This is a genomic window from Agrobacterium sp. 10T429 (assembly GCF_056393925.1).
In genome coordinates, this window is record NZ_JBFTGV010000001.1 from 119,627 (window position 1) to 140,070 (window position 20,444).

Annotated in this window: 19 protein-coding genes; 8 read left to right on the forward strand and 11 right to left on the reverse strand. The window is 59.0% G+C overall.

Annotated elements, in window-relative coordinates:
* Positions 1 to 62: 62 nt before the first annotated feature.
* The 3 genes from AC1DCP_RS00560 to phnG are packed head-to-tail and all read right to left on the reverse strand — an operon-like array spanning position 63 to position 2,243.
* Positions 63 to 1,172 (reverse strand): carbon-phosphorus lyase complex subunit, encoded by a 1,110-nt coding sequence (locus AC1DCP_RS00560; RefSeq protein ID WP_065659762.1) that lies wholly within the window; start codon positions 1,170 to 1,172, stop codon positions 63 to 65.
* A 1-nt stretch (position 1,173) separates the two neighbouring features.
* Complete coding sequence (gene phnH, locus AC1DCP_RS00565) at positions 1,174 to 1,782, reverse strand: phosphonate C-P lyase system protein PhnH (RefSeq protein ID WP_003514495.1); 609 nt, start codon at positions 1,780 to 1,782, stop codon at positions 1,174 to 1,176.
* Entirely contained in the window at positions 1,782 to 2,243 is a 462-nt protein-coding gene (gene phnG, locus AC1DCP_RS00570) for a phosphonate C-P lyase system protein PhnG (protein ID WP_003514497.1), read from the reverse strand. The genes phnH and phnG overlap by 1 nt, the downstream gene beginning before the upstream one ends.
* 82 nt (positions 2,244 to 2,325) lie before the next feature.
* Here phnG and phnF point away from each other — a divergent pair, with 82 nt between their 5' ends.
* On the forward strand, positions 2,326 to 3,063 hold the full coding sequence (gene phnF, locus AC1DCP_RS00575; RefSeq protein WP_065688429.1) for a phosphonate metabolism transcriptional regulator PhnF: 738 nt from the start codon (positions 2,326 to 2,328) through the stop codon (positions 3,061 to 3,063).
* A 22-nt stretch (positions 3,064 to 3,085) separates the two neighbouring features.
* Here the strand turns inward: phnF and dapB are convergent, their stop codons facing one another.
* The 4 genes from dapB to mepA form a co-directional block, all read right to left on the reverse strand.
* Positions 3,086 to 3,913, reverse strand: a complete 828-nt coding sequence (dapB, locus tag AC1DCP_RS00580; protein ID WP_003514501.1) for a 4-hydroxy-tetrahydrodipicolinate reductase — start codon at positions 3,911 to 3,913, stop codon at positions 3,086 to 3,088.
* A 115-nt stretch (positions 3,914 to 4,028) separates the two neighbouring features.
* On the reverse strand, positions 4,029 to 5,051 hold the full coding sequence (locus tag AC1DCP_RS00585) for a glucokinase (protein WP_003514502.1): 1,023 nt from the start codon (positions 5,049 to 5,051) through the stop codon (positions 4,029 to 4,031).
* A 21-nt stretch (positions 5,052 to 5,072) separates the two neighbouring features.
* Positions 5,073 to 5,456 (reverse strand): methylglyoxal synthase, encoded by a 384-nt coding sequence (locus tag AC1DCP_RS00590; protein WP_003514504.1) that lies wholly within the window; start codon positions 5,454 to 5,456, stop codon positions 5,073 to 5,075.
* Between the two features lie 101 nt (positions 5,457 to 5,557).
* Complete coding sequence (gene mepA / locus AC1DCP_RS00595) at positions 5,558 to 6,607, reverse strand: penicillin-insensitive murein endopeptidase (protein ID WP_013635279.1); 1,050 nt, start codon at positions 6,605 to 6,607, stop codon at positions 5,558 to 5,560.
* A 206-nt stretch (positions 6,608 to 6,813) separates the two neighbouring features.
* Here mepA and AC1DCP_RS00600 point away from each other — a divergent pair, with 206 nt between their 5' ends.
* The 7 genes from AC1DCP_RS00600 (at position 6,814) to AC1DCP_RS00630 (ending at position 16,936) form a co-directional block, all read left to right on the forward strand.
* Positions 6,814 to 8,658, forward strand: a complete 1,845-nt coding sequence (locus AC1DCP_RS00600; protein ID WP_065688428.1) for an extracellular solute-binding protein — start codon at positions 6,814 to 6,816, stop codon at positions 8,656 to 8,658.
* A 142-nt stretch (positions 8,659 to 8,800) separates the two neighbouring features.
* On the forward strand, positions 8,801 to 9,895 hold the full coding sequence (locus AC1DCP_RS00605; protein ID WP_003514512.1) for a microcin C ABC transporter permease YejB: 1,095 nt from the start codon (positions 8,801 to 8,803) through the stop codon (positions 9,893 to 9,895).
* Positions 9,895 to 11,040, forward strand: a complete 1,146-nt coding sequence (locus tag AC1DCP_RS00610) for an ABC transporter permease (protein ID WP_003514514.1) — start codon at positions 9,895 to 9,897, stop codon at positions 11,038 to 11,040. Before AC1DCP_RS00605 ends, AC1DCP_RS00610 begins: the two co-directional genes overlap by 1 nt.
* Before the next feature lie 5 nt (positions 11,041 to 11,045).
* Complete coding sequence (locus AC1DCP_RS00615; RefSeq protein ID WP_034501848.1) at positions 11,046 to 12,686, forward strand: ABC transporter ATP-binding protein; 1,641 nt, start codon at positions 11,046 to 11,048, stop codon at positions 12,684 to 12,686.
* 102 nt (positions 12,687 to 12,788) lie between these two features.
* Positions 12,789 to 14,036 carry an NAD(P)/FAD-dependent oxidoreductase gene (locus AC1DCP_RS00620; RefSeq protein ID WP_065688427.1) on the forward strand — a complete coding sequence of 416 codons (1,248 nt, stop codon included), beginning with the start codon at positions 12,789 to 12,791 and terminating at the stop codon, positions 14,034 to 14,036.
* 235 nt (positions 14,037 to 14,271) lie between these two features.
* Positions 14,272 to 15,633 carry a glutamine synthetase family protein gene (locus AC1DCP_RS00625; RefSeq protein WP_003514517.1) on the forward strand — a complete coding sequence of 454 codons (1,362 nt, stop codon included), beginning with the start codon at positions 14,272 to 14,274 and terminating at the stop codon, positions 15,631 to 15,633.
* 1 nt (position 15,634) lies between these two features.
* The gene (locus AC1DCP_RS00630) at positions 15,635 to 16,936 is read left to right on the forward strand and encodes an NAD(P)/FAD-dependent oxidoreductase (protein ID WP_003514518.1); all 1,302 of its coding nucleotides are present in this window, start codon (positions 15,635 to 15,637) and stop codon (positions 16,934 to 16,936) included.
* On the opposite strand, the gene AC1DCP_RS00635 is transcribed toward AC1DCP_RS00630, so the two are convergent.
* The 4 genes from AC1DCP_RS00635 to AC1DCP_RS00650 all read right to left on the reverse strand — a co-directional run bounded on the left by AC1DCP_RS00635 (position 16,933) and on the right by AC1DCP_RS00650 (position 20,368).
* A complete protein-coding gene (locus AC1DCP_RS00635) occupies positions 16,933 to 17,421 on the reverse strand; it encodes a gluconokinase (RefSeq protein WP_003514519.1) in 489 nt (162 codons plus the stop codon). The two genes, AC1DCP_RS00630 and AC1DCP_RS00635, sit on opposite strands and share 4 nt — an antisense overlap.
* A 108-nt stretch (positions 17,422 to 17,529) precedes the next feature.
* Positions 17,530 to 18,270, reverse strand: a complete 741-nt coding sequence (locus tag AC1DCP_RS00640) for an ABC transporter permease (protein ID WP_003514520.1) — start codon at positions 18,268 to 18,270, stop codon at positions 17,530 to 17,532.
* Positions 18,267 to 19,205 carry an ABC transporter ATP-binding protein gene (locus AC1DCP_RS00645; RefSeq protein ID WP_003514521.1) on the reverse strand — a complete coding sequence of 313 codons (939 nt, stop codon included), beginning with the start codon at positions 19,203 to 19,205 and terminating at the stop codon, positions 18,267 to 18,269. The genes AC1DCP_RS00640 and AC1DCP_RS00645 overlap by 4 nt, the downstream gene beginning before the upstream one ends.
* Positions 19,202 to 20,368 (reverse strand): ABC transporter permease, encoded by a 1,167-nt coding sequence (locus tag AC1DCP_RS00650; protein WP_013635285.1) that lies wholly within the window; start codon positions 20,366 to 20,368, stop codon positions 19,202 to 19,204. The genes AC1DCP_RS00645 and AC1DCP_RS00650 overlap by 4 nt, the downstream gene beginning before the upstream one ends.
* Positions 20,369 to 20,444: the final 76 nt, after the last annotated feature.

Below are 20,444 nucleotides of genomic sequence, written 5' to 3' on the forward strand. Positions count from 1 at the left end.
CGCTTTCGCAGCATTGACCGTCTTTTGCGCCTATTGGTTCGGCGAGCAGCACAGTCGCTGATTTATTCGGCGGCATCGCTCATCCATTCCCCGGCATCGGTGTCGGTCGCGTCGAAATCTGCGCGCATTTTGCGCACCAGGCCCAGTTCGGCCTGAAAATCCACGTAGTGCGGCAATTTCAGATGTTCGACAAAGCCCGTCGCCTGCACATTGTCGGCGTGCGAGATGACGAATTCCTCGTCCTGCGCCGGGGCAACCACATCCTCACCGAATTCAGCGGCGCGTAGCGCACGGTCCACAAGTGACATGGCCATCGCCTTGCGCTCGCTCTGGCCGAACACCAGACCGTAACCGCGGGTGAATTGCGGAGGTGCCTTGGCAGAACCCTTGAACTGGTTGACCATCTGGCATTCGGTGACCTTGATGTCGCCGACCGAGACAGCAAAACCGAGCTCCGGCACATCCAGTTCGACCTCCACCTCGCCGATGCGGATTTCACCGACGAACGGGTGTGTGCGTCCGTAACCGCGCTGCGTCGAATAGGCGAGCGCCAGAAGAAAGCCCTCGTCGCCGCGTGCAAGCGATTGAAGGCGCAGGTCACGCGCCATCGGAAACTCTATTGGTTCGCGTGTCAGATCGCCCGCAACGTGGTCGTCCGGCATGTCGCCGTCACTTTCGATCAAGCCTTCTTCGGCGAGAATGTCGGATACGCGCATGACGTATTCTGTCTCGCCTTCACGGATGGCAGGGATCTCGACAGCTCCGTCCTCCAGCAGCGAGGGATCGAGCAGGCGGTGGGTGTAATCGAAGGTCGGTCCCAGCAATTGCCCGCCCGGCAAATCCTTGTAGGTTGCCGAAACGCGCCGTTGGACCGTCATCTTCGCAGTATCCACGGGAACAGAATAGCCGAAACGGGGCAGGGTCGTGCGGTAGGCGCGCAGCAGGAAAATCGCTTCTATCATGTCGCCGCGAGACTGCTTGACGGCAAGGGCGGCCAGCGACTGGTCGTAAAGCGAAGCCTCCGCCATGACCCGGTCAACGGCGAGCGAAAGCTGCGAAACGATCTGCGCCACCGTCATGGCGGGCAGGTCGCGGTCTCCGCGCCGCTTGTCGGCCAGAAGCCGGTGGGCGTTGGCGATGGCGGTTTCCCCGCCTTTGACAGCAACATACATCTTATGCCTCCACGGGTTGAATGCGCGTCCTGCGCGGCAGGCAGACGAATTTGTCGCCAGCCGTCAGGATGACGTCGATGCCGCGCGGGAAGATGGCGTTGTTTTCCGCCCATAGCCTCGGGAATATGTCCGGCAGGCCGGATGGGCTAATGATGTTGATATGGCGGATGCCGGGGCCGGACAGCAGCAGTTCCCGTCCGCCGTCAAGATCGGGCAATTCAATGATGACCGTCGTGGAACGGTCGGGGTATTCCTGACTGCCTTGGGCAAAGAGACCGAAGGAGGCAATTGCGCTTCCCGCCTCAATGACGGCGAAATGCGCCGCGCTTTTTTCCTCTGTTGTAACCGCCCCGGTGTGAAACCCGATCCATCCCGGCACCGTGGTTTTGCGTAGCGCGCCGCTCAGCCAGACCGGCGTGTCATGGTCGCAAAGTGCAAGAAGAACAGCGCCGCTGGCCGCACCAAGCGGCAGCGGCGGGGCAACTGTTGTTTCGATCGTTTGCGCTGTGCCTGGCCGGGCCATGCCGTCCATGAGCTTCTTGAAGATTCGCTGTGAATCGAAAACGGCGTCGGAAAAACCGCCCGTCAATGCTTCGGCTTTCACGCCCATCAATCCTCTCCTCGAACCATGGTGAAGAAATCCACACGAGTTGCGGCTGTTTCTTTCGTTTTCCGGTCTTTCTCCTCGGCCAGTCTTTTTTCGACCGGTGAAAGAAGCTCGGTCTCGATGAAGCCGCGTGTCGGGTTTTCCTGCCAGAGCGCATCGAAAACCGCAGCGTACCAGGCCTTCTTGCGACCGGTGCCGAGCACATGCGCATGGCCGACGGTGCCGGATGCGAGCTTCACGGTTGCCCGGGTCACGGTGGTTTCGCCCAGATTAAAGGGCGCACCGCCGCCGCCGATACGGCCTTTGACCATCACGAGGCCGGTTTCAGGCCCCCGCACGTTTTCCGTCTGCGGGCTGGCATCCTGCCGGCTCCAGACGGCCTCAAGTTCCTGAACGGTGGCGCGGGCAAGAAGTGCTGCCACCCGTTTCCTTTCCGCATGTGAATTCGCAGCTTCGTTATTCATCGCTTGACCTCTAATGTCTATTGATATAGACAACTATACAATATAAGTTACAATTAACGTCGATGAATGACAAGCGTGTGACATGAGCCCTTCGGCAGCGATGAAAAGAAAGAACGGCGTGGCGCTCTGGCGACAGATCGCCGACGGGATCAGGGGCGAGATCGCAGCGGGCGATCACGACGAAACCGGCATGTTGCCGCCAGAAATGACGCTGGCCGAAAAATTCGGTGTCAACCGCCATACCGTCAGGAGCGCCATTGCCGCGCTGGCAAGCGAAGGCATTCTCGAGGCGAGGCAGGGGCGCGGCACGATGATTGCGCGCAAGGAACGACTGAGCTTTCCGATTTCACTGCGCACACGGTTCACAGCCGGTATCAGCGATCAGGTGAAGGATATGCAGGCGCTGCTTCTTTCCCACACCACCGAGCCGGCAAATGCCGACCTGGCGGCACGGCTGCAATTGCAGCCGGGTGCGCCGCTTGTGCGTCTGGAAACCCTGCGAAAGGCCGACAGCCGGCCGGTTTCCCGCTCGACCACGTGGTTTCCGGCGGACCGTTTTTCAGGGATAGGGGAAGCCTATCAAAAAAGTGGGTCGATCACCGCCGCCTTCGAAATGCTGGGCGTCGCGGATTATGTGCGCATCTCTACCGTTATTTCCGCGAGCCACGCTGATACGCAGGATCTGGCCGATCTCGAATTGTCGCCGGGCGCAATACTGCTCGTCACCCAGGCGCTGAACGCGGATATGGACGGCATTCCCGTGCAATATGCCATCAGCCGGTTCTCGGCCGATACGGTTGAGTTTACCGTGGAAAATTAAGGCGCAGACATAGATTGAAGCGTTATTCTGCCTGCGAAAGGCCGAGAACATCCAGCATCGAATAGAAGCCCGGCTTCTTGTCGAAGGCCCAGACCGCCGCCGCAATCGCGCCGCGTGCGAAGATGGAGCGGTCGCCGGCGTAGTGGGAAAGCTCGACGCGCTCTCCCTCGCCAGCGAAGATCACCGAATGTTCGCCGATCACCGAGCCGCCGCGCAGCGTCGCAAAACCGATTGTACCCGCTTCGCGCGCACCCGTATGCCCGTCACGCACGCGAACGGAGGAGGTGGCGAGATCGACCTTGCGGCCCGCTGCCGCCGCTTCGCCGAGCAGCAGCGCTGTTCCGGAGGGCGCGTCCACCTTGTGTTTGTGGTGCATTTCAAGGATTTCTATATCCCAGTTCTGCGCATCCAGTGCCTTGGCGGCCTGCTGCGTCAAAACGCTGAGCAGATTGACGCCGAGGCTCATATTGCCTGATTTGACGATGCGGGCATGGCGTGACGCTGCCTTGAATTTTTCCTCGTCGCCCAGTGAGCAACCGGTGGTGCCGATGACGTGTACGATGCGGGCCTGCGCGGCGAGACCGGCGAAAGTGACGCTGGTTGCAGGCGAGGTGAAGTCGATCACCCCTTCCGCATGCAGGAATGCCTGCAAGGGATCGCTGGTGATCTCGACGCCGATTGGTCCGAGACCGGCGATCTCGCCGGCATCGCGGCCAACAAAAGCAGACCCTTCGCGCGCCACGGCGGCATGCAGCGTTACACCCGGTGTCTGGTGAATAAGGCGGATCAGCGCCTGTCCCATGCGGCCCGCCGCACCAACCACCACCAGTTTCATATCGCTGCCGCTCATGCCTTCACTCACTTTTCACGTCCTGCCGTTCAAGGTCGCCATTCAATTGACTGACCCATACCTCACCGACGTTAATGACCGCCCGCCAGCTTCGCAAGCCTGTCCCAAGCGCAGATCAGGCTCTCCAGCGCCGCCCGTCGAGTGAAAGGCCGAAATCCGAAGGGGTGCGCGCGTAGGTGGCGAGACCGGAAAGGGCCGCCTGTGGATGGGTAACGACGAAGGTGGGAATGCTGCGCATCAGGGCACTGTGCGGCGCCTTGTCTTCGAACGCCGCACGGAATTCAGGGCTTTTCAGCGCGGGAACGATTTTCTGCGAAATGCCACCTGCGAGATAGACACCGCCCTTGGCCATGAAGATCAGGGCAAGGTCACCCGCCACACGGCCGAGATAGGTGCTGAAAAGCGAAAGCGTCTCTTTCGCCTGCGGGTTCTGGCCCGAAAGCCCCTGCGAGGTTATGTCGGCCGGATCGGAAAAGATCGGCTCGATGCCATCGGCGGTGCAGATGGCCCGGTAAAGATTGACCAGCCCGCGCCCGCAAAGGATCTGTTCGCCGGCGACACGGCCCTCGATGGTCTCGATATGCGGAAAGACCGCATAGTCACGCGCGCTTCTGGGGCCGATATCGATGTGGCCGCCTTCGCCGGGTACAGGAAACCACATATGTCGGGCGTAAACCAGACCGGCAACGCCAAGGCCTGTGCCTGGTCCGAGAACGACGCGCGATGCCAGCATGTCTTTTTTGCCGGAGCCGATAGACTCGCGGTTGTCGTCGTCGAGCGCGGCAATAGCCAGTGCCTGCGCCTCGAAATCGTTGATGACGATGACGTCCTTCAGGCCGAGTTTGGCCAGCATATCCTTCGGCTTAACGACCCAATGGCAGTTGGTCAGCGGAATTTCGTCGCCTTCGATGGGGCCGGCGATAGCAAGGATGGTCGACACGGGCTGAAGCGAGGTCTTGTCCAGAACCGCCTGCTGGATGGCGTCGTCAATTGTCGGATATTCCGCTGTTTTCACGGTGGTGAGGTGCACCGGTTCCGCAAAGGAATCGATCAGAATGGAAAAGCGGGCATTGGTGCCGCCGATGTCGCCAAGAAGGATCGGAAAGGAAAGATATTCGGTATCGGACGTCTTCGGCATTACCTGTTCCATGTTGGCGCGTCATTCGGCGAGGTTGAAGTCGATCAGGTTTTCTGCGGTGGCGCGATTGAGCGCCATGGGAATGTCGTAAACCGTGGCAAGCCGCGTCAGCGCCTTCACATCCACATCATGCGGCATCGCCGTCAGCGGGTCGGTGAAGAAGATAAGCATATCGACCTCACCGGTGGCGATCATCGCACCGATCTGCTGGTCACCGCCAAGCGGGCCGCTTTTGAGGCGAATGACGCTGAGGTCGGGGCATGCTTCCTGAACGCGCCCGCCGGTGGTGCCGGTGGCGACGATCTTGAAGCCGGAAAGCACCTTTTGGTGATGACGCGCAAAATCCGCCATATCGTCTTTTTTCTCGTCGTGAGCGATGAGTGCGATACAGCGTTGTCCTGCCATGTCCCCAGCCTGTTCCCATAAAGAATTAAATCGATTTGAAGCCTTCTATAACAGCTTGTCCCCATTTGAAAAGGGAAGCTGTTTAATGCCGCATTTCTGTTTCAGTTCAATGTCGGGCGCTGGGTCGGAAGCGGAATATCCGCAGGTGGCTGAATGGCCGGAGCGTTCTGGATGATCTGTTCCACGCCTTGCTGGCGCACGGCCTGCGCCGGGGAATATGCCTGGGCAGCAAAACCTTCCGTATTGGCGGATGGGGCGGCGGCCACGGCGGCACAGGCTGCGGGCAGATCGGAGACCATGACCTGACGGGGTTTCACCGGCTTGGCATTGGGGTCTTTCTTCGGCGGCGCCCATGGTTCCTTGGTGAACCACCAGGCCAGCGACTTGTCGCAACCATCACCTTTGCCAACTTCTGCCTGAGGTTTGCAGTTGGGCGCGCCGGGCGGGCATTCCAGCCGGATGTGGAAATGTTCGTCGTGACCGTAGATTGGCCTGATCTTGCCCATGAAGGTGCGGTCGCCGGTCCATGTCTGGCAGAGTTTCTGCTTGATTGCCGGGTTCACGAAGACCCGCTCCACCTGCGGATAGCTCGCTGCCATCATTACCAGCCGTGCATTGAGCGGCGACCATTTGCGGTCATCGACCGTGAGGAACTTGGACTTATCAAGCATGGAAATGAAAGGCAGCGTCTCGCGCTGCTGCACCGTCAGCCTCGGATTCGGCATGGGCCGCCACCACACATCGACATCGAGGCCGATCTGGTGCGAGGCATGGCCTGTCAGCATCGGTCCACCGCGCGGCTGTGAGATATCGCCAAGCAACAGGCCCGGCCAGCCGATTTTCTGTGCATCCTGCGAAAACCGTTCGAGGAAGGAAATGAGCTGCGGTTGGCCCCAGTTGCGATTGCGGGAAAGGCGCATGGCTTGCCACGTCGGGCCATCTGCGGGCATGGCGATGGCGCCGGACTGACATCCCTTTGCATAGGAGCCGATCGGCTGGGAGCTATTCGCAGATGGCAGGTCGATGTGGCCGAATACCTCTTTCGCGGGCCTGTCCTCGGCCGATGCGATTTGCGTCTGCAACTGGAGCGCCGAAACGACCGAAATCGCCAGCATGGCCGCTTTGAAAACTCTGGATGATCCCGCCGTCATATATTCGTGCCCGTTCCGACTAAATGATTCTCTCGCCCCTCAGGATAAACTGGATCGGGATTTTGTTGAAACCATGTTTCAAGCCGCCCGCACCAAGGCATGCGAATAAAGGCCTCAATAAAGAGCTTGTGAGCCGGAGCATCTGTTTTTTGCCAATGTTTGTTTTATGCTCTCTTCAACAAACACGAAAACAGGGAACGTCCCGAATGAAATTGGCACCGCTGAAATCCCGGCTCCTCGTCGCTCTTGCGGCCTCCGCCATGCTGATGCCGGCGGCCGCCTCCGCACAGTCTGCGGATGTCTGGCGAAAGGGAATCTCGACGGTCGGTGAATTGAAACATCCCGATGGTTTTGATCATTTTGACTATGTGAACACCAAGGCGCCGAAAGGCGGCACGCTACGCCTGTCGACGTCGGGAACCTTCGACACGCTCAATCCGCTGCTCGCCAAGGGTGAGGCGGCTACAGGTCTTTCACTGGTTTTCGACACTCTGATGAAATCGACTGAAGAGGAACTCTCGGCCTCCTACGGTCTCCTGGCAGAGGGCGTGAGCTATCCCGACGATATCTCCAAAGCCACCTTCCGGCTGCGCGCAGAAGCGAAATGGGCCGACGGCAAGCCGGTGACGCCGGAAGATGTCGTCTTCAGTTTTGAAAAAGCCAAAGATCTCAGCCCGCAGCTTGCGACCTATTACACCCATGTCACCAAGGCAGAGGTGACGGGTGAAAGGGACATCACCTTTACCTTCGATGAAAAGAACAATCGCGAATTGCCGCAGATCGTTGGGCAGTTGCTGATTGTTCCCAAACACTGGTGGGAGGGCGTTGGTCCTGATGGCAAGCCGCGCGACATATCGCGTGGCACGCTGGAGCCGGTGATGGGGTCTGGCCCGTATAAAATAGCGTCGCTGTCTCCCGGATCGACGATGACCTATGAGCGACGTGACGACTATTGGGGCAAGGACATCAATGTGAATGTCGGCCAGCACAATTTCAAAACAATCACCTATACCTTCTTTGCCGATCAGGACGTCGAGTTCCAGGCTTTCAAATCAGGCACAGTCGATTTCCGGCAGGAAGCTTCTTCCAGCCGCTGGGTCACTGGTTATGATTTTCCGGCCGTCAAGGAAGGCCGCGTCACAAAGGAGGAATTGCCGAACATCTATCGCGCCGTCGGCATCATGCAGGCCTTCGTGCCGAACATGCGGCGGGAGAAGTTCCAGAACCCGAAACTGCGCAAGGCGCTCAACTATGCTTTCGACTTCGAAGAGCTGAACAGGACGCTGGCTTACGGTCAGTTTCAGCGCATCAACAGCTTTTTCATGGGCAGCGAGCTCGCCTCTTCCGGCCTGCCGACCGGTCGTGAACTCGAAATTCTTCAGGAGTTGAAGGATCAGGTGCCGCCGGAGGTCTTCACCACCGAATATAGCAATCCCGTCGCGGGTGAACCCGCCAAACAGCGTGACAATCTGCGCGAGGCGGTAAAGCTGATGAAGGAGGCCGGTTATGAGCTTCGCGGCAACCGCATGGTCAACGCGGCGAGCGGGCAGCCGCTGGATATGGAGTTTCTGATCGATTCCTCCGGCATGGAAAGAACCATCCTGCCCTATGTCCAGAACCTGAAGAAGATCGGCGTCAATGCGACCATCCGCACCGTCGATGCCTCGCAATATACCAACCGTACCCGCAGCTTCGATTTCGACGTTGCGGTCAAGCTCTGGGCGACGTCGGCAAATCCCGGAAACGAACAGGCGGATTTCTGGGGTTCGGCGGCGGCCGACCGGCAGGGTTCCAACAATCTCGCCGGCATCAAGAACCCTGCCGTCGACGCTTTGGTCAGGAAGGTCATATTTGCGCCCAACCGGGATGAGCAGGTGGCCGCCGCGCGGGCGCTTGACCGGGTGCTTCTGGCAAACAGCTACGTCATACCGCAATTTTATCGCGGCGAGATGTTCGTCGCTTACTGGAACACGCTCATCCGTCCGGAAAACCTGCCGCAATATGGCATCGGTTTTCCGGAAGCATGGTGGTCCAGCCAGGCCGCGAACTGACGCCCCGCTTGCTTTCGCGCCGAAGGCTTGATTCACATAGGGCGAGACGAATCGCTTGGATCGCGCAAGGCAGCGCTTTCAGGAAAGGACCGGGTTTGACAGAAACGAAAACCGCTGACGTATCAGCCGGGAGCAAAGGCTGATGGGCGCCTATATTCTCAGACGTCTGGCGCTGATGATCCCGACCATTATCGGCATTATGGGCATTTCGTTTCTTGTCATCCAGTTCGCGCCGGGCGGGCCGGTGGAACAGGTCGTCGCGCAACTGACTGGGCAGGGCGACAGCGCCTCCGACCGCCTCTCCGGCGGCGGCGATCTTATGGGCCAGTCCGGCGGTTTCGATGAAAGCGGCTCGAAATATCGCGGTGCGCAGGGCCTTGATCCGGAGCTGATCGCCAAGCTTGAGAAACAGTTCGGTTTCGACAAGCCGCCGCTCACCCGTTTTCTCGAAATGATGTGGAATTACATACGCTTCGATTTCGGCGACAGCTTCTTCCGCAATTCCTCGGTCATCGATCTCATCATCGACAAGCTGCCGGTCTCGATGTCGCTCGGCTTCTGGATCCTGATCATCTCCTACATGATCTCCATTCCACTCGGCATCAAGAAAGCCGTTTCCGACGGCTCGACCTTTGATATCTGGACATCAGGCATCATCATCATCGGTTATGCCGTTCCAAGCTTCCTGTTCGGCATTCTTCTCATCGTGCTTTTCGCCGGCGGATCGTTCTTCGACTGGTTCCCGCTGCGCGGTCTGGTATCGGACAATTTTGACCAGCTGAACTGGTGGCAGAAGATCATCGACTATTTCTGGCACCTGACCCTGCCGCTGATCGCGCTATCGCTTTCGGCTTTCGCGACGACGACGCTTCTGACGAAGAATTCCTTCATCGACGAGATCAAGAAGCAATATGTCGTGACGGCCCGCGCCAAGGGGCTCAGCGAACGCAAAGTTCTTTATGGCCACGTCTTCCGCAATGCTATGCTGATCGTGATCGCCGGTTTTCCGGGCGCCTTCATCTCGGCATTCTTCACCGGTTCGCTGCTGATCGAGAATATCTTCTCGCTGGATGGCCTAGGCCGCCTCGGCTATCTCTCGGTCGTCAATCGCGACTACCCGATCGTGTTCGGCACGCTCTTCATCTTTTCGCTGATGGGCCTCGTGGTCAGCCTCCTATCCGACCTTATCTACACATGGATCGATCCGCGAATCGATTTCGAGCGGAGGGACGTGTGATGACGCTTGCCCATACCGCCGCAACGGAAACATTGGTAAAGCCGAAGCGCCCGTGGTTTTCACCAACCACCAAGCGCCGCTGGCAGAATTTCAAGGCAAACCGGCGTGGTTACTGGTCCTTCTGGCTGTTCCTGATCCTGTTTTTCCTGAGCCTGATTGCGGAATTCATCGCCAATGACAAACCCATTTTCGCTTCTTACAAGGGCGAATTTCTGGTGCCGGTCATGGTCGATTATCCGGAGGAAAAGTTTGGCGGGTTCCTTGCCCAGACTGACTACAAATCCTCCTTCATTCAGGACGAGATCAACGCCAATGGCTGGATGATCTGGCCGCCGATCCGCTATTCCTATCAGACGGTCAATTCCAACATTCCGCATTCCGCCCCCACGGCACCCTTCTGGCTGATGGATGAAAAGGACCGCTGCTCGGCCTATCCGCAGGGCAATGCCGATCCCGGCTGTACGCTCGGCAATCTCAATTGGCTCGGAACCGACAATCAAGCGCGCGACGTCACGGCGCGGATGATCTATGGCTTCCGTATTTCCGTGCTTTTCGGCCTGACGCTGACGATCGCTTCCGCCCTCGTTGGGGTGACTGCCGGCGCCATCCAGGGTTATTTCGGCGGCTGGACGGACCTGCTGTTGCAGCGTTTCATTGAAATCTGGTCATCCATGCCAGTGCTTTACATCCTGCTGATCATCGCAGCCATTCTGCCGCCGGGTTTCTTCGTGCTGCTTGGCATCATGCTGCTGTTTTCATGGGTCGGCTTCGTCGGCATCGTGCGGGCGGAATTCCTGCGTGCCAGAAACTTCGAATATGTCCGCGCCGCCCGCGCCCTTGGCGTCGGCAACTGGACAATCATGTTCCGGCATCTTCTGCCAAACGCCATGGTGGCAACACTGACCTTCCTGCCGTTCATCCTCTCCGGCTCGATCACCACTTTGACCTCGCTCGATTTCCTCGGCTTCGGCATGCCGCCGGGATCGCCGTCGCTGGGCGAGATGATCGCGCAGGGCAAGAACAATCTTCAGGCGCCCTGGCTTGGCCTCACGGCCTTCTTCACCATGTCCATCATGCTGTCGCTGCTGATCTTCGTCGGTGAGGCGGTGCGAGACGCCTTCGACCCACGCAAGACGTTCCGGTGATCGCCATGATGGAAACAAAGACCCAGCCGCTTCTCTCCGTCCGTGATCTCTCCGTTGCCTTTCATCAGGGTGGAGCGACCAGCATCGCCGTAGATCATGTTTCCTTCGACCTGATGCCGGGCGAAGTTGTCGCCCTGGTAGGGGAATCCGGCTCCGGAAAATCGGTCACGGCGAACTCCATTCTCAAATTGCTGCCCTATCCGGCGGCGAGCCATCCTTCGGGCAAAATCCTGTTCGACGGCAAGGATATGCTGACCCTGCCGGAACGCGCGTTGCGCGCTGTTCGCGGCAACGACATCACCATGATTTTCCAGGAGCCGATGACCTCGCTCAACCCGCTCCACACCATCGAGCGGCAGATCGGCGAGATTCTGGAGCTGCATCAGGCAATCACCGGCGCTGAAGCGCGGGCGCGCACGCTGGAACTGTTATTGCAGGTGGGTATCCGCGAGCCGGAAAAGCGCCTGAAGGCCTATCCGCATGAATTGTCCGGCGGCCAGCGGCAGCGCGTGATGATCGCCATGGCGCTTGCCAACCGGCCGAAACTGCTGATCGCAGATGAACCCACGACCGCACTCGATGTAACCGTTCAGGCGCAGATCCTTGAACTGCTGAGCGACCTCAAAAACCGGCACGGCATGTCCATGCTGTTCATCACCCACGATCTCGGCATTGTCCGTAAGTTTGCCGATCGTGTCTGCGTGATGACCAAGGGAAAGATCGTCGAGACCGGCACGGTGGAGCAGGTGTTTACCGATCCGCAGCATGCCTATACCCGCCATCTTCTGGCTGCCGAACCCAAGGGCGAGCCGCCGCTTTCCGATGCCAGCAAACCTGTCGTCATGCAGGGCGACGACATAAAAGTCTGGTTCCCGATCAAGGCGGGGCTGATGCGCAAGGTGGTCGACCACGTGAAGGCGGTTGACGGTATCGATATTACCCTGCGCGCAGGACAGACGGTTGGCGTCGTGGGCGAATCCGGCTCCGGCAAAACGACACTCGGTCTCGCCCTATCGCGTCTTATAGCGTCTGAGGGGCGTATCAGTTTTATCGGTCAGTCGATCGACAGCTATTCCTATGAAATGATGAAGCCGCTCAGAAATCGGCTTCAGGTGGTGTTTCAGGATCCTTACGGTTCGCTCAGCCCACGCATGTCGGTGGGCGAAATCGTTGCCGAGGGTCTGAAGGTGCACGAGCGACAGCTTTCCGCCGATGAGCGGGATACCCGTGTCGCCCAGGCGCTGGAAGAAGTCGGGCTCGACCCGGCGACGCGCTGGCGCTATCCGCATGAATTTTCCGGTGGTCAGCGTCAGCGTATCGCCATTGCCCGCGCCATGGTGTTGAAACCTCGCTTCGTCATGTTGGACGAGCCCACATCGGCGCTCGACATGAGCGTGCAGGCACAGGTGGTCGATCTCTTGCGCGATCTTCAGGCCCGCCACGAACTCGCCTATCTCTTCATCAGTCATGACCTGAAGGTAGTTAAAGCGCTTGCCAACGACGTAATCGTCATGCGCAACGGCAAGGTGGTGGAGAGCGGCCCGGCAGCGGAGATATTCGCCGATCCGCAACAGGAATATACCAAGGCCCTGCTGGCTGCTGCTTTCAATATCGAGGCAGTCGAAACTAAAGCGGTGAGCCAGTAGCAGGCGCATTGCTGTTTCTATTAAGACGATGATTTTTCTGTTGCTTTGCGCAAAATGCAGACCCATGTTGAGGGGACGAGATACGCAAACGGATTGAATGCCATGGCAGCGGATGTGATCGTTTTGGGGGCGGGGATCATCGGGGTCTCCGTCGCTTTGCAACTGGCCCGCAGGGGCAAATCGGTGGTGCTGGTGGACCGGCGGGGACCGGGTGAGGAAACCTCCTTCGGCAATGCCGGACTGATCCAGAGAGAGGGTGTCGTTCCCTACGCCTTCCCGCAGGAAGTTAGCCGGCTTCTCCGCTATTCCCTGAACAACAGCATCGATGCCCGTTATCATCTCTCGGCCCTGCCGAAGATCGCGCCTTTTCTTGGCCGCTACTGGTATAATTCCGCAGCCACGCGCCACGCAGCAATTGCCCGCGCCTACGCGCCGCTGATCGAGCACTCGGTCTCCGAACACAGCATCCTGATCGATGAAGCCAAGGCTGGCGATCTAATCGTGAAAAACGGTTGGATGGAGGCCTACAGGACCGCCGAAAGGCGGGATGCAGACTTTGCTTTCGCCGAACGTCTGGCGCGCGACCACGGCATCTCCCACACGAAACTCGATGGGGCGGAACTCGCCGCGGCGGAGCCGCATCTCAGCCGGGATTTCGTCGGCGGTTTGAAATGGAACGATCCATGGTCGGTGCGCGATCCACATGCGCTGACGCTCGCCTATGTCAAACTGTTCGAGAGCCTTGGCGGAACCTTTGTCCGGGGTGATGCATCCACGCTCAGCCAGACGAAAAGTGGTTGGACGTTACGCACCGAAACCGGGGCAGTGGAAGCTGAACATGCCGTTGTCGCACTAGGCCCCTGGGCGGATACGGTGACGGAACGGCTCGGTTACCGCTTTCCGCTCGGTGTGAAACGCGGCTATCACATGCACTATGCGCCGCAGGAGGGCACCAAGCTCAACAACTGGTTGATCGACGCCGAGCGCGGTTATTTCCTCGCGCCAATGCGCAAAGGCATCCGCCTGACGACCGGCGCGGAATTTGCCGAACGCGATGCGCCGAGATCCCCCGTGCAGATCGAGCGGGCGGAACGGGTGGCCCGCACCGTCTTTCCTCTGGGCGGCAGGCTGGATGCGGAACCCTGGATGGGCGCGCGTCCCTGCACACCGGATATGATGCCGATCATCGGCAAGGCGCCGCGCCACAGGACATTGTGGTTCTCGTTCGGTCACGCCCATCACGGCCTGACACTCGGGCCTATCACTGGCCGTGTGCTGGCGGAAACCATGCTGGGAGAAACGCCGGTCATCGCCATCGATGCCTATCGACCCGAAAGGTTCAATCCCTAGATCCTGATGAACTGAAGTCATCTCTGGCGAAAACCGTGTACACTTTTCGCCATCCCGCTCTGATGGCCGAATCCGCTGGCCTTCCCGCGGCGGGCCACGTAACATGGGCTTATAAAAAGGGAAAAGGGGCAAGCGTCATCATGACGGCGAGGTTTCTCATCTATCAACAGCAGGACGATTTTCGTTAGCGAAGCGCTTCTGCGCGCGAAACAGAAGAGAAACAGCCTGCTGGTGCATGATGGATGATATTGAAAAAGCAAAGAAATTTTTCGACGATAACCCCGATATCGAAATTCTCGAAGCCTTCGTCATAGATGCGAACGGCGTGCCGCGCGGCAAATGGATTCCGCGCGAAAGGGCGATCGATGTCCTTGAAAAGGGAATGGCGATCCCACGCTCGGTCTATGCGCTGGATATTTGGGGCCGCGATGTGCATGCCGCAGGCCTCGCCGAAGGGACGGGCGATCCGGACGGGTTCTGCTTTCCTGTTCCCGGCACGCTGTCTCGGGTGACATGGCTCGGCCGGCCGACCGCGCAAGTCCTGCTCGCGATGAAAAATCCTGATGGAACCGGGTTTTATGGCGATCCGCGCAATGTTCTGGCAAGGGTGCTGGAAGCCTACAAAAAGGCCGGCCTCACGCCGGTCGTGGCGACCGAACTTGAATTTTACCTGATCGATCCGGTTCGCTCTGCGCTCGATCCGGTGCGTCCGCCGCACAGCCGCGAAGGCCGGTGGCACACGGGCCAGACACAGGTTCTGTCGATTTCCGAATTGCAGGATTTCGAGGATGTCTTCCATGATATCGCAACCGCATGCAGGGCGCAGGGTGTTCTTGCCGACACGACGCTGCGGGAAAACGGCCCCGGCCAATATGAAATCAACCTCAATCATGTGCCGGACGCGTTGCGGGCCGCCGATTTCGCTGTTTTCCTGAAACGTATCGTCAAGGGTGTGGCGCGGCGGCACGATCTCGACGCCACCTTCATGGCGAAGCCGTACGGGTTACAGGCCGGCAATGGCATGCATGTGCATTTTTCTGTTCTCGATAGTGACGGCAGGAATATCTACGCCGGCGAAAATGGCCCATCGGACGCGCTGATGCATTCCGTCGGCGGCCTTCTGGAAAACATGGGGGAGAGCATGGCGATCTTCGCTCCCCATGCCAATTCCTATCGCCGCCTGACGCCCAGCGAACATGCGCCCACCTATGCCTCCTGGGGCATAGACAACCGCTCGGCGGCGGTGCGCGTTATCACTGCCAGCAAGGCCGCAACCCGCATCGAACATCGTGTCGCCGGTGCCGATACCAATCCCTATCTTGTTGTGGCGATGATCCTGAGTGCTGCCCTTGCCGGCATGAAGGAAAAACGCCAGCCGGGCGGCGCGATTTCCGGCGACAGCCACGCCATCAATCACGAACCTTTGCCCACCAACTGGGATTATGCATTGCAGCGTTTCACGCGTTCGAGTTTCGCCTATGCGACGCTTGGCCAGCGTTATCGCACGCTGTTTTCTGCCTGCAAACAGCAGGAACTTTCCGAATTTTCCCTGCGTGTAACCGACGTCGAATATGACGCCTATATCAGGACGGTGTGAGATGGCTGAGGTGACGACTATTCCCAATCCCGGCCACACATCCTCCTGGTATGCGGCCTCCGCCAATGTCAAATCCGTGCGGCCAACGCTTGAAGGCGCAATGGAAGCGGATGTCTGCGTCATCGGTGGCGGGTTTACCGGGATTTCCGCAGCACTCGAACTTTCCGAACGCGGCTATTCCGTTATCGTGCTGGAAGGCGTGCGGGTCGGCTTCGGCGCCTCGGGGCGCAATGGCGGCCAGATCGTCAATGGCTATAGCCGCGACCTCGAAACAATCGCCAGTCGTTACGGCCACGACAAGGCGGTGAAACTCGGCGAAATGTCGCTGGAAGGCGGGGAGATCATCCGCAGCCGCATTTCGAAATACGCTATCGATTGCGATCTCGTCGATGGCGGTTTCTTTGCGGCCTTCACGACGAAACAGATTCGCGAGATGGAGGCCCACAAGGCCCATTGGGAAAAACATGGCCATGGCGGGCTTGAGATGGTCTCCAAAGCCGATGTCGGAAAATACGTGCGGACCGATCGTTATGCCGGCGGCATGATCGACCGTTTCGGCGGCCACATCCATCCGCTCAATCTGGTGCAGGGGGAAGCCGCGGCGGCCGAAAGTCTCGGTGCGCGCATATTCGAAAATTCGAGGGTCATTTCGCTGGAGCAGGGCGTAAACCCTGTCGTGCGCACGGCGACGGGCAGCGTGAAGGCGAAATATGTTCTCGTCTGCGGCAATGCCTATCTCGGCAAGCTGCTGCCGGAAATCGGCGACCGGATGATGCCGGTCTCAAGCCAGGTCATGGCGACAGAGCCGCTTGATGCCGATCTGATCGAGCAACTCCTGCCAGCCAATTATTGCGTCGAGGATGCCAATTATATTCTCGATTATTATCGCCGCACCTCCGACAACCGCCTGCTTTATGGCGGTGGTATCGGTTATGGCGGCAGCGATCCGGCGGATCTGACCGGGGTGATCCGTCCGAATATGCTGAAGACTTTCCCGCAACTGGAAAAAACGAAGATCGATTTTGCCTGGAGCGGCAATTTCGCGCTGACGCTGACGCGCATCCCGCATATGGGCAAACTGTCGGACAATGTATATTTTTCGCATGGCGACAGCGGCCACGGTGTCACCACCACGCATCTGCTCGGCAAGATATTGGGCGAGGCCGTTGCAGGCCACGCCGAGCGTTTCGATGTCTGGAGTTCCCTGCCGAATTATCCGTTCCCAGGCGGTAAGACGTTCCGCGTGCCGCTGACCGTGCTTGGTGCATGGTGGTACGGCCTGCGCGACAGGCTCGGATTTTAAAAAATCACCGCTTTCAGGCCCGAAAGTGCGTTTGCGGTAATTTCCTCCGGCGTGGCGTCAATGCTGACGGTTACGACGCCGGGTTCGCCCGTCGGCACTTCCAGCGTGGCAAGCTGGGTCTGGAGCAGCGAGAGCGGCATGAAGTGGCCCTTGCGTTCGCCCATACGCCTGCTGAGAAGTTCCAGGCTGCCGTCCAGATAGACGAAAGCGAGCGGGCCACCGGTAGCCTCGCGAAGGCGGTCACGATAGATTTTCTTCAGCGCCGAGCAGGAAACGACGACACCGTTATTTTCGTTTCCCTTGCGCAGTTCTGCGCCAATCAGATCGAGCCAGGGCCAGCGATCTTCGTCGGTCAGCGGAATGCCCTCTGACATTTTGTCGACATTGGATTTCGGGTGAAGCTTGTCGCCCTCAATAAAGGCAATGCCCAGTTTTTCCGCCAGTTCTTCTGCGACCGTGGACTTGCCAGAGCCGCTCACTCCCATCACGACGATTGCCTTTGTCACCCGAACCTCGAATGTTTCTGTTTCGACGGTCAGCCCCTAACATGCGCGGCGGATGTCGGGAACATAAAAATGAGGAGCTTGCATTTGTCAGTGCCCGGTTTTGCGGGCCGCTGCCTTTTCCAGTGCAGAAAAGCTGGCGTGGATCAGGATTGCCAGCACAGCGACGATCAATCCGCCCTGAAGGATGAAGGCGAGATTGTTGGATTGCAGACCGGCGATGATCACCTCTCCGAGCGTGCGGGCCGCGACCGTGGAACCGATGGTTGCTGTTGAAAGGCTGATCACCGCCGAAAGCCTGATGCCTGCGAGGATCGCCGGAAGGGCAAGTGGCAGCTCCACTTTGACAAGTCTTTGCCAGCCGGTCATGCCGGCGCCCTTTGCGGCATCCATGACGGTTGGCGGCAGCGTGGTCAGCCCTGTCAGCGTATTTTCGAAAACCGGTAGAAGCGCATAGAGAAACAGCGCAATGAGCGTCGGTTTCTCGCCAAAACCGATCATCGGCACGGCAAGCGCCAGCACCGCCACCGGCGGAAAGGTCTGGCCGATATTGACGATGCTGCGCGATAGCGGCAGAAAATCCGCGCCGAAAGGGCGGGTGACGAGAACCGCAAGGGCTCCCGCCACCAGCGTGGCGAGCCCCGTTGCGATTGCGACAATGGTCAGATGCGACAGTGTCAGGGAAAGCAGATTGGCCTGCGTGTAGATCGCCGGCGCATTGGTCTGCACAAGAGGGCGGAATATCGGTGCGAAAACCTGCGGCGCCGCGAGAAAGGCCATCAGCGCCAGCACCAGAAGCCCGGGGGCGAAAAACGAAGCGGCATTTTTCATGGGGTTCCGGCAGCCCGCTGGAGGAGAACATCGCGCCGTACGATACCTGCGGGTTTGCCATCGTCTTTCAGCACCGGCAAGGTATCGCAGCCCGCCCACAACATTGCAGACAGGGCGTCGCGCTGGCTGGTATGTTCATTCAAAGGTTCGCCTTCAGCGCTTCCCGGCTCCACGACGTCTGCAACCGACAGGACGGATAGAAGTTTCAGGGCGCGCTCGTTTTCGCCGATCATGGTGCGGACGAAATTTGTTGCCGGTTTCAGCACCAGCTCGGCCGGCGGGCAGTCCTGAACGATACGGCCCTTGTCCATAACGGCAATACGATCCGCCAGGTGAAAGGCCTCGTCCATATCATGCGTGACAAGAACGATGGTGACACCGAGCTTCTTCTGGATATCGAGAAGATCGTTCTGGGCCTTTGCGCGGATAACCGGGTCCAGTGCACCGAAAGGTTCGTCCATCAGGAGAATGTTCGGTTCTGCTGCAAGCGCGCGCGCCACGCCGACACGCTGTTGCTGGCCGCCTGAAAGCTCATGCGGAAAGCGGTTGGCATAAAGCGCCGGATCCAGCTGGAAGAGCTGCATCAGCGCGTCGATTTTCGCATCGATGCGCTTGCGGTCCCAGCCGATGAGCTGCGGAACCGTCGCGATATTCTCCGCCACGGTGCGATGCGGAAACAACCCATGGCCCTGAATGGCATAGCCGATCTGACGGCGCAGCTTGTAGCCGGGCATGGTGCTCACATCGTCTCCGTCGATGCGGATAGTGCCGGAGGTCGGCTCCACTAGCCGGTTTATCATGCGCAGCAGCGTGGTTTTTCCCGACCCGGAAGTGCCGACGATGACGGTGACGGTGCGCGGCGCCACAGTCAGGGAGACCTGGTCGACCACGACCGTATCGCCATATCGTTTCGTGATGGTGTCGATCTCGATCATGCCTTTTGCCTTCCGCCTGCGCTGAAGAGATTGCTGTCGATGAGGGCGTCGAGCGTAATCGCGGCGGCGAAGCCGAGCAGAACGGTCGGCACGGTGCCGAGCAGTACGAGGTCCATCGCGGTCTGCCCTATGCCCTGAAACACGAAAACGCCAAATCCACCGCCGCCGATCAGAGCTGCGATGGTCGCAAGACCGATATTCTGCACCAGTACGATACGGATGCCGGTGAGGATGACGGGCATGGCTAGCGGAAACTCCACCCGCAGCAGCCTTTGCGGTGGCGTCATACCAAGCCCGCGCGCGGCTTCCCGCACTGCCTGCGAAACGCCGGACAGGCCGACCACCGTATTGGAGACAACGGGCAGCAGCGAATAGAGAAATAGCGCCACGAAGGCCGGCGCCATGCCGATGCCGGCGATGCCGATCTTCGCCGCACCCGGCACATTGGCTGCCATCCATCCGAGTGGCGCGATCAAAAGGCCGAAAAGCGCGATGGAGGGAATGGTCTGGACGATATTGAGAGCGTTCAGTAGACCGGAGCGCAAACGCTCGATCTTGTAACAGAGAATGCCGAGCGGGATACCGGCGAGGGTGGCTGCAACCAGCGACCCGATGGCAAGTTCCACATGCCGCAGTGCTTCGGTCCAGAAGATATCTGCCCGGCCGGTATATTCCTTGATGATGGAGAGATCGTCCCAGAGGCCGCTTGTCAGGACCGCCGCAAGCGTCCCGGTTGCCACCAGCAACAGCAAAATCCGCAAAGTGGGTTTCGGCTGGAGACGTGCAATGCAATCGGCGGCAAGCAATGCAAGCCCTGCAAACATCAACCAGAAACCGCTGGCGGGCGAAACGCGGGCAAAACTGTTGCCCTCAGGTGTCAGCGCAGACGCCGCCTGCCCGACGAAGATCGCCAGTGCCGCGAGACCGACCAGCGCAGCGGCGAGTTTCAGGTGCGCTGGAAACCGGAAAAAGGCGATGAAGGCGGCGACAATAATGATGGCGACGAGGAGGGTAGCAACAGCAACCGGAAGCGCTTCGAAGATCGTTCGCGTTTCACCCTGAATGATCCGGTTAGCTCGGAATGTCATGAAGGGGGACGCGGCAAGCGCGTAGAGAAGCAGGCACGAAATCAGCACGCCTACCTTGTCAGGCCATTTCGTCAAATTCCGCTCCCCCGGATCATAGGTTCGGACGGGATGGTGAAAACCTCACATGGTTTCCGATATCCCGCCCCAACGG

Coding starts and splice junctions, on each gene's coding strand:
- AC1DCP_RS00560 (WP_065659762.1), bottom strand. CDS start 1,172: ATGTATGTTGCTGTCAAAGGCGGGGAAACCGCCATCGCCAACGCCCAC.
- phnH (WP_003514495.1), bottom strand. CDS start 1,782: ATGGGCGTGAAAGCCGAAGCATTGACGGGCGGTTTTTCCGACGCCGTT.
- phnG (WP_003514497.1), bottom strand. CDS start 2,243: ATGAATAACGAAGCTGCGAATTCACATGCGGAAAGGAAACGGGTGGCA.
- phnF (WP_065688429.1), top strand. CDS start 2,326: ATGAGCCCTTCGGCAGCGATGAAAAGAAAGAACGGCGTGGCGCTCTGG.
- dapB (WP_003514501.1), bottom strand. CDS start 3,913: ATGAGCGGCAGCGATATGAAACTGGTGGTGGTTGGTGCGGCGGGCCGC.
- AC1DCP_RS00585 (WP_003514502.1), bottom strand. CDS start 5,051: ATGCCGAAGACGTCCGATACCGAATATCTTTCCTTTCCGATCCTTCTT.
- AC1DCP_RS00590 (WP_003514504.1), bottom strand. CDS start 5,456: ATGGCAGGACAACGCTGTATCGCACTCATCGCTCACGACGAGAAAAAA.
- mepA (WP_013635279.1), bottom strand. CDS start 6,607: ATGACGGCGGGATCATCCAGAGTTTTCAAAGCGGCCATGCTGGCGATT.
- AC1DCP_RS00600 (WP_065688428.1), top strand. CDS start 6,814: ATGAAATTGGCACCGCTGAAATCCCGGCTCCTCGTCGCTCTTGCGGCC.
- AC1DCP_RS00605 (WP_003514512.1), top strand. CDS start 8,801: ATGGGCGCCTATATTCTCAGACGTCTGGCGCTGATGATCCCGACCATT.
- AC1DCP_RS00610 (WP_003514514.1), top strand. CDS start 9,895: ATGACGCTTGCCCATACCGCCGCAACGGAAACATTGGTAAAGCCGAAG.
- AC1DCP_RS00615 (WP_034501848.1), top strand. CDS start 11,046: ATGATGGAAACAAAGACCCAGCCGCTTCTCTCCGTCCGTGATCTCTCC.
- AC1DCP_RS00620 (WP_065688427.1), top strand. CDS start 12,789: ATGGCAGCGGATGTGATCGTTTTGGGGGCGGGGATCATCGGGGTCTCC.
- AC1DCP_RS00625 (WP_003514517.1), top strand. CDS start 14,272: ATGATGGATGATATTGAAAAAGCAAAGAAATTTTTCGACGATAACCCC.
- AC1DCP_RS00630 (WP_003514518.1), top strand. CDS start 15,635: ATGGCTGAGGTGACGACTATTCCCAATCCCGGCCACACATCCTCCTGG.
- AC1DCP_RS00635 (WP_003514519.1), bottom strand. CDS start 17,421: ATGGGAGTGAGCGGCTCTGGCAAGTCCACGGTCGCAGAAGAACTGGCG.
- AC1DCP_RS00640 (WP_003514520.1), bottom strand. CDS start 18,270: ATGAAAAATGCCGCTTCGTTTTTCGCCCCCGGGCTTCTGGTGCTGGCG.
- AC1DCP_RS00645 (WP_003514521.1), bottom strand. CDS start 19,205: ATGATCGAGATCGACACCATCACGAAACGATATGGCGATACGGTCGTG.